Below are 10,567 nucleotides of genomic sequence, written 5' to 3' on the forward strand. Positions count from 1 at the left end.
TTATAAGTTATCTATATGTAATTTCTAAGAAATGTTTATTTCATAGTTTTTATGTTAACGTTACATTAATTTTGATAACGTAACGTTTGTAACATTAATGTAACGTAACTATTATTACGTTGCAATATAATTACGTAAAATTTATTACACTTTTTTTACGTTTTTTTATAATAACCCTCAAAAACCTTTATTTAATGCGTTTTTCACTAAGTTCACGTTTGTAACATTCGTGTAACATTACAGTCATAAAGTGAAATGTATTCATATTCCTCTCTATTTTTGTTACAAATCGTTTATTTAGTGACACTAAACCTATCTAATCTTTACTTACTTTTAATATGAGATAAAATACCGTCTTTCCAAGATAAGTTTATATGTTTCCTCTATATAACTATGTATAATAAAAACAAAGAGGTGGTCATTTTGAAATTAATCGCATTAGATATGGATGGTACACTACTATCATCTAATCTTGAAATCTCCAAAGAAAACCTACAAGCAATCCAAACTGCACAAGAAGCTGGTCATATTGTAATGATCTGTTCTGGTCGTGCGAAAGAGGATGCTTTAAAGCTATTGGAAGAATATAAATTATCTCTTCCAGTCGGAGCGAGCAATGGGGCTATTGTTTATGTGGATGGAAAAGTAATTAACTCGCGTTGTATACAAAACGACAAAGTGTACAAACTTGCAAAATTACTAGAATCTGAAGGTTTCCCATATAAGCTATATACGAATAAAGGAGTTTATTCTCCATATACATGGCAAGATCAAGTGATGCAAGCATTCGAAGAAAATAAGCATGCGCTTGATGTTACATTAGAGGAACTTGAACGAATTACAGAAAAACAAAAGAAATCGAACCTAATTACTGATTTCAAAAAAATAGAAGATGTTGTAAATAACCAAGAACTAGAAATATCTAAATTCTTCATTTTAACGTTTAATGCAGCGCATCGCGCACAACTATTAAGTATATTACAAGAAGATGCTGATATTATGGTTACAGCATCAGCTCCTACTAACTTAGAAATTATGGATAAGAATGGACATAAAGGAAACGGGATACAGCAGATGGCAGCTCATTTTAATATCCCTATTGAAGATACAGTTGCTATTGGTGATAATTTTAATGATGTACCGATGTTAGAAGTAGCAGGCTTATCTGTTGCAATGGGCAACGCTGAAGAAGATGTAAAAAAGCTATGTGATGTTGTAACACTAACAAACAATGAACATGGTGTTGCTCACGCAATCGAGCAATTTGTATTGAAACAAACTTCATCTAGTAAATAAAAAAGGACTCTTTCAATTTGAAAGAGTCCTTTTTTATACGTGATGACAAGCAACAAAATGCTCTGCACCAACATTACGGAATTCTGGTACTATTTTTTTACAAACATCCGTCGCAAATGGGCAACGTGTATGAAAACGACAGCCCGAAGGTGGATTTGCTGGACTTTGAATATCCCCTTCTAGTATAATTCGCTCTCGCTTCACTGTTGGATCTGGTATTGGAACAGCTGATAACAATGCTTTCGTATAAGGATGTAGCGGATTGGTAAATAACTCATCACGCGGTGCTGTCTCCACAATCGTACCTAAATACATAATTCCGATTTTCGTACATAAATGTTCTACTACACTTAAATCATGCGAAATGAATAAATAAGATAATCCCTTTTTCTCTTGTAACTCACTAAATAAATTAATAATTTGTGCTTGGATAGATACATCTAGTGCCGCCACAGGTTCATCAGCTACAATAAATTCCGGATTTAATACCATAGCTCTTGCGATTACGATACGCTGACGTTGTCCACCAGAAAATTCATGGGGATACCGGTCAATATGATAAGGAGCTAACCCACATAACTCCAATACTTCAATTACCTTTTCACGAACATTTTCTTTCGTCGCTAATCCGTGGGCCAACATTGGCTCTCCAAGCGCTTCTCCAATTCTCATTCTCGGATTTAATGAGCTAAATGGATCTTGGAAAACGAGCTGCATATTAGGGCGATGTTTTCTTAATTCATCCTTGGATAAAGAATGAACATCTTTCCCTTTAAACTTCACTTCTCCCTCCGTTTTTTGAACGAGGCGTAAAATTGTTTTTCCTATTGTTGTTTTTCCGCTCCCTGATTCGCCAACGAGACCAAACACTTCACCTTTATTAATAGTAAAACTTACTCCATCAACCGCTTTTACATGCCCAATTGTTCTACTAAATACGCCACCCTTAATTGGAAAATATGTCTTTAGATTTTTCACCTCTAATAATGGTTCACTCATTGTTCCGCACGCTCCTCATATAGCCAGCAAGCTACTTTATGATTTTCATCATTTACATTTAGATTTGGGGCTTCTTTTCCACATATTCCCATACAATGCTCGCAACGCCCACTAAAGTAGCAAAACTCACCTAAACCAACTAAATTCGGAACTTGCCCTGGAATAGAATATAGTTTATCTATTCGTTTTCCCATTACTGGTTTTGATTTCAATAATCCTTTCGTATAAGGATGTTTTGGATTTTGGAATATCTCTAGTACTGGGGCTTCTTCAATAACTTTCCCGCCATACATAACGACAACATAATCAGCCATTTCCGCTACGACACCTAAGTCATGTGTAATTAATAAAATCGACGTTTTAAATTCTTCTTTCACTTGTCTTAGTAGATCCAATATTTGAGCCTGAATAGTAACATCAAGAGCTGTTGTTGGTTCATCCGCAATTAATAACTTAGGATTACAACTAAGTGCAACAGCAATCATAATACGTTGTAACATCCCGCCGCTCAGTTCATGCGGATAAGAATGGACGATTTCATCAGCGCGGGCTATGCCAACTTTACGAATTAACTCAATTGCCTTCTTATATGCTTCATTTTTACTAAGTAATTCATGCTCCCTTAACGTTTCTACAATTTGCTCTCCTACAGTGAAGACGGGGTTTAGCGATGTCATCGGTTCTTGGAAAATCATCGCAATATCATTCCCTCGTAAACTACGAAGCTCTTTCTCTTTCATTCCTAAAAGACTTTTTCCTTCATATAAAATATCTCCACCTACTACACTGCCTGATTCAGCAATAAGTCCCATAATAGATAACGCCGTTACACTTTTTCCACAACCAGATTCACCTACAACACAAACAGTTTCACCTTCTCGAACAGAAAAACTAACATGATTCACAGCTTTTACTGTCCCTTCTTCTGTCTGAAAGTGTGTTTGTAAATCTTTCAGCTCTACTACCGCTTTACTCATATCTCCTCACCTACCGTCTCATCTTTGGATCTAATGCATCACGAAGTGCATCACCAAGTAAATTAATTGATACAACTGTTATAAAGATTGCAAAACCAGGCGGAATCCATAACCATGGACGCTTTTGGAAATCGATTAATGAGTTAGCTGCGCTAATCATGTTCCCCCATGATGGTGTAGGTGGAACGACTCCGAGACCTAAGTAACTTAGTGCGGATTCTCCCAAAATAGAACCTGCAACACCTAATGTAGATACGACAATTAAAATGGGTAAAACATTAGGTATTAAGTGATATATAATTTTCCGGTAATCTTTTATTCCTAACACATCCGCAGCTTGCATAAATGCTTGCTCCCTAAGTGATAAAATTTGCCCTCTTACAAGGCGTGCAAGCCCTGGCCAACCTACTAAACTTAAAATAATCATAATGACATACAAACGATAATCAGACGGTACTTTCCACTCTGATAAAATCGCACCCATTATAATAAGTAACGGTAATCCTGGCATCGACATTAAAATATCTGCAAGTCGCATAATAATATTGTCCACAATACCACGATAAAAACCTGCAATCGCTCCTAATAAAGCTCCAAGTATAACCGATAAAACCATTGAAGCTAAACCAATGGTTAATGAAATACGTCCCGCTTGCATAAGCCTTGTTAAAATATCTCTTCCTAATTGATCTGTACCAAGCCAATGAGAAAAACTAGGTGGTTTGTTAATGAGCGCAACTTGTATTTTTCCTGATGCATATGGAGAAAAGAACGGACCGATAAAACAAAATAAAAACATAAAAATTAATGCATAAAACCCTACAAGTGCCATCTTATTTTTCTTTATCTTTTTAAAAGCTTGTCGCCATGGTGATGATTCATTTCTTCTCTTTTTTTCTTTTTTTTCTGTAATTACTGTAACAGTCTCCATTTCTTTCCCCCCTTACTTCAACCGAATTCTTGGATCAACAACTGCATATACGATATCTGCTAAAAAGTTTGAAACGATTGTTAAACAAGAAAGAAACATCGTAAATGCCATCAATACTGTATAGTCACGGAAATTTAATGCTTCTAATTGAATATTACCAATCCCTGGCCAGTTAAAAATTTGTTCAATAATAATTGCCCCAGAAAACAATCCAGGTAATTCAAATGCTAATAACGTAATTGCCGGTAAAATTGCATTTTTTAATGCATGCTTATAAATAACCGTCTTCTCCTTCAAACCTTTCGCTCTTGCTGTTCGTATGTAATCTTGTCTTACAACCTCTAACATACTTGTTCTAAAATAACGAGTTAGCGAGCCGACCCCAAGAAGTGTCAAAATAAATACTGGTAAAATCATATGTTTTGCAACTTCTATCACGTAAGCAAATCCTGTTGAATTACTGCCAACATCAATCATTCCGCCTATCGGTAATAACTTAAAGTCAACCGCAAACACCTTAATTAAAAACAAACCGATAAAGAATGAAGGGAATGACATTGCTGCAAAAACACCGATTGTTACAAGTTTATCGAATAAAGAATGTTGCTTCGTCGCCGAGAATACACCGATAATAAGTGCAATTAGCCAAATAAAAAACAATGCAATAATTGCTACACTAAAAGAATTCCAAATAAATTTATTTAATAATGACGTTACAGGCTCTTGATATTGAAGCGAAAAGCCAAAGTCCCCTTGCAATGCATTACCTAACCAATGAAAATAACGCTCAACAATTGGTTTGTTCAACCCATATAACTCCCTCAGTTCAGCTGCTCTTTCCGGTGTAATTTTCGGGTTTGAATCAATATAATCCCCAGGAAGAAGTGCGAACAGGACGAAGATAATAATTGATGTACCAAGCAGTGTAGGAATCATTTGTAACAACCTACGAACAATATATGTTTTCACCCTTTTTCTCTCCAATCTTATGCTTAAAATAGAAGAACATTTTTTCAAAGCGGCACATTACTAACCGAATGAAAAAATGTCTTCTACTTATACATTCTTATCGTTATTTTTCAAATGATAATACTGGTAAGTTTGCACTAATACTGTTGTACTTTTCAGGATCAATTCCTTTTATATTCCCGTTATAACCAGTAATTGTTCTACGGTAGTTTAATAGAATTACTGGTGGATCATCACTTAATTCTTTATACAATTCTTTATAAATAGGTTTACGCTTTTCGATATCTACAGTTTCAATACCTTTTTGAATTAGCTCATCTACTTTTGCATTCTTATAACCAAGACTAGTTTCATTTGCAGTAGACAAATATTCACCAGCTGTTTCACTCGGATCACTTGTAATCGGTGTCGAAACAGAAGCTAAATCATAATCCCCTTTGTTTACCTTAGAAAGCATCGTATTAAAGTCCATAAATTCAGGATTAAACTCTACACCTATTTCTTTATAATTCTCTTTCGCAATCGGAATTAATAAATCACTATCTTTAGCCGAACTTGGACCGAAATAAGAAAGTTTTAATTTTTGACCATCTTTTTCACGAATTCCATCCGAACCAACTTTCCACCCTGCTTCATCTAATAATTTTTTCGCTTTTTCTTTATCGTATTCGTATTTATTAACTCCTTCTTCCGTATAAGCCCAAGAAGTTGGATGAATTGGTACATTGGCTACTGTACCGTATCCTTTTAACGCTGTATCAACATATTTTTTGCGGTCTAATCCGTAAATAAGTGCTTGGCGAACCTTTTTATCCTTTAAGTAAGGCTTATTATTATTCATATAAATATAACTAAAAGACGGTGCTGTTTCAATTTGGATATTTGCGAATTCTAAAGCCTTAGCCTGTTCAAGAACCTCATCACCAGTACCTAAGCCAGTATGGTCAACTTCTCCTGTTTGGAATAACTGAAGCTTCGTATCACCAGAAGTAATTTTATAAATGAAGTTTTGAATTTTTGGTTTACCCGCATAATAATTTTCGTTTGCTACAAAACGAACTTCTTGACCTGGAATATACTTTTCAAATTTATATGGACCCGCAGCTAATGGCTTTCCATATAAATCTTTTAAGTAATCTAAGCTTGTATTTTGCTTATAATCTTTTCCATAATAAGCTTTTGATAGTACTGTACCTCCTAAAACAAATATAGCTTGTGAATTCACTTTTTCAGTTGTAATTTTAATTGTTTGTGGATCAACAACTTGAATACCTTCAATTGAAGTTGCTTTCCCTTCTTTATATTCTTTACCACCTTTAACCGCATATTGAGAGATATCTACTTCACCTTCATATGCCTTATCATGTAAAAGCGTCAATGTGAAAGCTACATCATCCGCCGTTAATGGCGATCCATCACTAAATTTCAAATCTTTACGTAAATGGAATGTATATGTTAACTGATCAGAAGAAACGTCCCACTTCTCAGCTAATTCTGGAATTGGTTTCCCTTGTTTATCGGTTGATACGAGAGATGCAAAAATAACTGAAGTTACGTTTCCATCCCAACCATTTTGTTGGAAGTATGGCAAAAATACGCCGCCTGGCTTACTAATACCAACTACTAACGTATCTTTTCTATTCTTCGCTTTGTCTGGCACTTTCGTTTTATCTGTCGCAGCGATCTTTTCAATTTTCACATTTTTTAAATCCTGCTGTTTAACCGGCTCTGTAGAAGCCGCGTCCTCCTGTCCCCCACAAGCAGACAACACAAGCGAACTACTTATTAATACCGAAAATACACCAGCCCATTTTTTTGTCTTTTTCTTCATTGTCCCCACCCTAACTTTTTATGATTATACCCTCTGAACGAATTACCTTATGTATGCCTCCCACAGCAACATTTATAGCCAATCGGAAAAGTCGGTTTTAATCGTAAAAAAATAGATGTTTTTGAGGGGTAACAATCTTATTCCGACCTTTCCGGTAGACTTTATGGTTATTAGCTTATATCGTTCATTATGTTTTGTCAATTCTTTCTAAATAAATATTTTGAGAATTTTTCCAAAATTATCACTCTACATTTATACTTTAAGAAAACTCAGCTATAATTCGTATTAAAACTTAAAAATCTACTTCTATTCCTTCAGCATGAAACATAGAATACTAATAACCAATTACAAAAAAGGGGGCGAAAATATGGACAACCTATTCCAATACGTCCTGCACTACGTATTATTAACAATTATGATAGTCGGAGCACTATTACTATTCCCGTTCTTCCCAAAGTTCGTCCTCTTTTTAGCTTTTTTTATCATGCTCGGGATCGCTATTATAATTTCAACGAAAGAAGATGCCACGCAAAAAGAGAGCAGAGTTCAGCGCGTAAAGCTGTAACTTTGCTCTCTTTTTGTTTTCATTCACTAGTCTCTGTTACACATATTTATCCCGCTATTTGCCGGGCAGTAAGACCCCCACTGATTAAAGTTTCACTTTATCTCTCGGGAAATAATTAGCCTTTGTTTTTGTAATTACTCCTATCGAAAAACCACTAATGACATTTATTTTTCAGCTTATCATTTTCATATGTTTCACAAACTATGCAAATTGAGGAAAATGGATTTATCTAAGTTACTGTTTCACGTGAAACACATCGCTTCATTTAACCTTTAAAGCAAAATATCATTATGAAAAAAGCCACTTCCTCCAGCAAAACTGAAAGGAAGTGGCTTTCTACTCATTACTCCACCATATTCTCTAATTCATTATATAAATCTGCTCGTAACAACTCTTTCTTCGTTTTTTCCTCATATAATTTTTCAAGTCTTTCAACATCAGCTACATATTCCATTTCACTTTCTAATGCATATATATCTTCTTCTATATGCATTAACTCGTTTTCAATCTCCGCAAAACTTCTAGAATCTTTCTTTTTTATAGAGATTGCTTCAACACTTTTTCTTCCATGGTGCTTATGCTTTATTACTTCCTCCTCAAGCTTTTCTTCCCACTTTTGACGAGCCCATGCATAGTTTCCTGCAAACTCAAATAATTTGCATCTATCAATCCAGTACGTCTTTTCAAATAACTTATTTAAAAAATAGCGATCGTGTGAAACAGCTAAAATCGTTCCGTTATATTGCTCAAGGGCTTCCTCTAAAACTTCCCTTGATTCAATATCAAGATGGTTTGTCGGCTCATCTAAAATTAGAAAATTGATGTCTTGATACATAAGTTGCGCAAGTCTTAATCTCATTTTTTCTCCACCACTAAGTTGCGTTACTTTCTTAAATACTGCTGGACCATAAAACAAAAACTTAGCTAATATATGTCTTGCTTCTCCCTCTGTTACAGCCACATTCTCTCTGAATGCTTCCAATGCATTACTCTTCATATTTTCATATGCATGTTGTGATAAATAACCAATTTTGACACTACTACCAATTCGAATTTCACCAACGTCTGGATTTATTTCTTCTAATAGTAGTTTTAATAATGTAGTCTTTCCTGTACCATTACGACCAACGATAGCAGCACGCTCTTGAAAACGAACATGTAAATTCGCTTGTTCAAATAAAAATCGGCCAGCAAAACCTTTACTCACTTCTTTCATTACAACAACATCTTTTCCGCTTCTCTCTTGCCCTTCAAACTGAAGACCCATCTGTTTTCTTTCTAAAATCGGCCTCTTTAATTTCTCTATACGCTCTAACGCACGTTCCATATTCCTCGCTCTTTTATGCAATCCTTCATTCGGAGGATTCGCTTGATTTGCCCATTCACGTAGGCGCTTAATTGCTTCTTTCATTTTCTTTATTTTCTTTTGCTGCTCTTGATAAGCTTGAAACTCTTGAAGTAATCTTTCTTCCTTCTCCTCAACGAACTGAGAATAATTCGTATGGTACACGTGAATCTCTCCATCTTCCAGATCAAAAATTTTCGTTACAACTTCATCAAGGAAATAGCGATCGTGTGAAATAACCATAACTGTTCCATTATATTCTTTTAAAAATTTCTCTAACCATTCAACTGCAAACAAATCTAAATGATTTGTTGGTTCATCTAATAGAAGTAAATCTGGTTTCTGCAATAGCATATATGCAAGGCTTACTTTCGTCTGTTCTCCTCCACTTAATTCCGTAAATACTCTTGGAAATAAGTCTGTTACTTGTAAGCCATTTGCTACCTTCATTATATTTGCCTCTATTTCATAACCACCGAGAAATGCAAATTTTTCTTGAATTATTCCGTACCTCTCCATTAGCTTTTGCAAAGAAGATTGTTCCTGCTCCTCCGCCATATTTTTTTCTAGAGCATGCATTTCTTTTTCTAATTCCTTTTCTACTTTAAAAGCGGAACTCAATACATCATATACAGTCATGAACTCATCAAACTTCGGAATTTGTGCGACATGACCAATACGTGTACCTTTCTTCATATGGATGGCTCCTGCATCCAAACTCTCCATTCCCGTCAGAAGCCCAAAGATTGTTGTCTTCCCACTACCGTTACGACCAACTAACCCAACACGTTCACCATTCTTTATTTCAAGCGATATATTTTCAAATATGATGTTTCCACCAAAAGATTTCGTTACATTATTTACACTACAAATAGTCATTTTCCGTACTCCTTTCAATATAAAAAACCATGAGAAAGAAACATTCCCCATGGTTTTCGGCATAGAAAAAGGAAGCCAAATAGCTCCCTTTTCACACGTTTATTAAAAATGGGTGAAGAGATTTCTATCGTTCAATAGTCACTATGCAATTGTTAAAAAAGGGCATACGTATCCCGTTAACAACTACATCATGAAAAATCGCACGACAAAAATAGATAAAATCTAAAAATTTGGCACGCGCAGCTAAAGAACGTTTCATCTCATTCACCCCTTTCGTACGGAATTTAATGCTTACTTCTTTATTATACTTTCCAATTTCATGTTTGAATAGTCATTTTTCTGAAAATAATGAAGATAGACTAAACATTTCAATAAGTGACATCAAATCTTACAAAACTGTTATGTTCACGTAATGGAAAGCGATAGTACGAAAAGATGCCTCCCTATACAATAAAGATGTAAACAAGCGAGACAAACAAAAGGAGGAAACAAACATGATAAAAGAAATCGTAAAAGCAATCTTTGAGGTATTAGTGAACGGACAAGCAGTTGTAAAAGAACTAAATGAACTATAAAAAGGAGTGAAGAAATATGATGAACATGGTGAAAATGATTTTACACGCTTTAGTCGATGCAAAAGCAGTTAGCCAAGAATTAAACCAACAATAAAAAGACCTGCGGTAGTATGTCAACTGAAAAATAATATCTTTTGAAGTTATCAAAGGACAAATTGCTTAAAAAAGACATCACGAAACTAGACCAGTATTTTATGTAA

The 10,567-nt window shown here is 34.9% G+C and carries 9 protein-coding genes; 2 read left to right on the forward strand and 7 right to left on the reverse strand.

Annotated features, from left to right (window positions below):
* Positions 1 to 423 precede the first annotated feature (423 nt).
* On the forward strand, positions 424 to 1,296 hold the full coding sequence (locus MR168_RS20520; RefSeq protein WP_000766421.1) for a Cof-type HAD-IIB family hydrolase: 873 nt from the start codon (positions 424 to 426) through the stop codon (positions 1,294 to 1,296).
* Positions 1,297 to 1,329: 33 nt separating this feature from the next.
* Here MR168_RS20520 and MR168_RS20525 read toward each other — a convergent pair whose 3' ends face one another.
* The 5 genes from MR168_RS20525 to MR168_RS20545 all read right to left on the reverse strand — a co-directional run bounded on the left by MR168_RS20525 (position 1,330) and on the right by MR168_RS20545 (position 7,003).
* Entirely contained in the window at positions 1,330 to 2,295 is a 966-nt protein-coding gene (locus MR168_RS20525) for an ABC transporter ATP-binding protein (protein ID WP_086411324.1), read from the reverse strand.
* Entirely contained in the window at positions 2,292 to 3,272 is a 981-nt protein-coding gene (locus MR168_RS20530) for an ABC transporter ATP-binding protein (RefSeq protein WP_086411323.1), read from the reverse strand. The genes MR168_RS20525 and MR168_RS20530 overlap by 4 nt, the downstream gene beginning before the upstream one ends.
* Before the next feature lie 10 nt (positions 3,273 to 3,282).
* A complete protein-coding gene (gene opp4C, locus MR168_RS20535) occupies positions 3,283 to 4,203 on the reverse strand; it encodes an oligopeptide ABC transporter permease (protein ID WP_000451077.1) in 921 nt (306 codons plus the stop codon).
* Between the two features lie 12 nt (positions 4,204 to 4,215).
* Positions 4,216 to 5,172, reverse strand: a complete 957-nt coding sequence (locus MR168_RS20540) for an ABC transporter permease (protein WP_000860748.1) — start codon at positions 5,170 to 5,172, stop codon at positions 4,216 to 4,218.
* A 103-nt stretch (positions 5,173 to 5,275) separates the two neighbouring features.
* On the reverse strand, positions 5,276 to 7,003 hold the full coding sequence (locus tag MR168_RS20545) for an ABC transporter substrate-binding protein (RefSeq protein ID WP_000730656.1): 1,728 nt from the start codon (positions 7,001 to 7,003) through the stop codon (positions 5,276 to 5,278).
* Positions 7,004 to 7,370: 367 nt separating this feature from the next.
* Between MR168_RS20545 and MR168_RS20550 the strand changes: the two genes are divergently transcribed.
* Entirely contained in the window at positions 7,371 to 7,568 is a 198-nt protein-coding gene (locus tag MR168_RS20550; RefSeq protein ID WP_000369248.1) for a hypothetical protein, read from the forward strand.
* Positions 7,569 to 7,911: 343 nt separating this feature from the next.
* Here the strand turns inward: MR168_RS20550 and abc-f are convergent, their stop codons facing one another.
* Both abc-f and MR168_RS20560 read right to left on the reverse strand, forming a co-directional pair.
* Positions 7,912 to 9,792, reverse strand: a complete 1,881-nt coding sequence (abc-f, locus tag MR168_RS20555) for a ribosomal protection-like ABC-F family protein (RefSeq protein ID WP_086411797.1) — start codon at positions 9,790 to 9,792, stop codon at positions 7,912 to 7,914.
* A gap of 124 nt (positions 9,793 to 9,916) precedes the next feature.
* Positions 9,917 to 10,051 (reverse strand): RAxF-45 family protein, encoded by a 135-nt coding sequence (locus MR168_RS20560; protein ID WP_000830643.1) that lies wholly within the window; start codon positions 10,049 to 10,051, stop codon positions 9,917 to 9,919.
* Between the last annotated feature and the right edge of the window lie 516 nt (positions 10,052 to 10,567).

Origin of the sequence: Bacillus cereus group sp. BfR-BA-01356, assembly GCF_022663635.1 — a bacterium.
In the GTDB taxonomy this organism is placed as follows: domain Bacteria; phylum Bacillota; class Bacilli; order Bacillales; family Bacillaceae_G; genus Bacillus_A; species Bacillus_A cereus.

Excerpts from the sequence above, each read along its gene's own strand:
- MR168_RS20525 (WP_086411324.1), bottom strand. The coding sequence starts at position 2,295 with ATGAGTGAACCATTATTAGAGGTGAAAAATCTAAAGACATATTTTCCA.
- MR168_RS20530 (WP_086411323.1), bottom strand. The coding sequence starts at position 3,272 with ATGAGTAAAGCGGTAGTAGAGCTGAAAGATTTACAAACACACTTTCAG.
- opp4C (WP_000451077.1), bottom strand. The coding sequence starts at position 4,203 with ATGGAGACTGTTACAGTAATTACAGAAAAAAAAGAAAAAAAGAGAAGA.
- MR168_RS20545 (WP_000730656.1), bottom strand. The coding sequence starts at position 7,003 with ATGAAGAAAAAGACAAAAAAATGGGCTGGTGTATTTTCGGTATTAATA.
- MR168_RS20550 (WP_000369248.1), top strand. The coding sequence starts at position 7,371 with ATGGACAACCTATTCCAATACGTCCTGCACTACGTATTATTAACAATT.
- abc-f (WP_086411797.1), bottom strand. The coding sequence starts at position 9,792 with ATGACTATTTGTAGTGTAAATAATGTAACGAAATCTTTTGGTGGAAAC.
- MR168_RS20560 (WP_000830643.1), bottom strand. The coding sequence starts at position 10,051 with ATGAAACGTTCTTTAGCTGCGCGTGCCAAATTTTTAGATTTTATCTAT.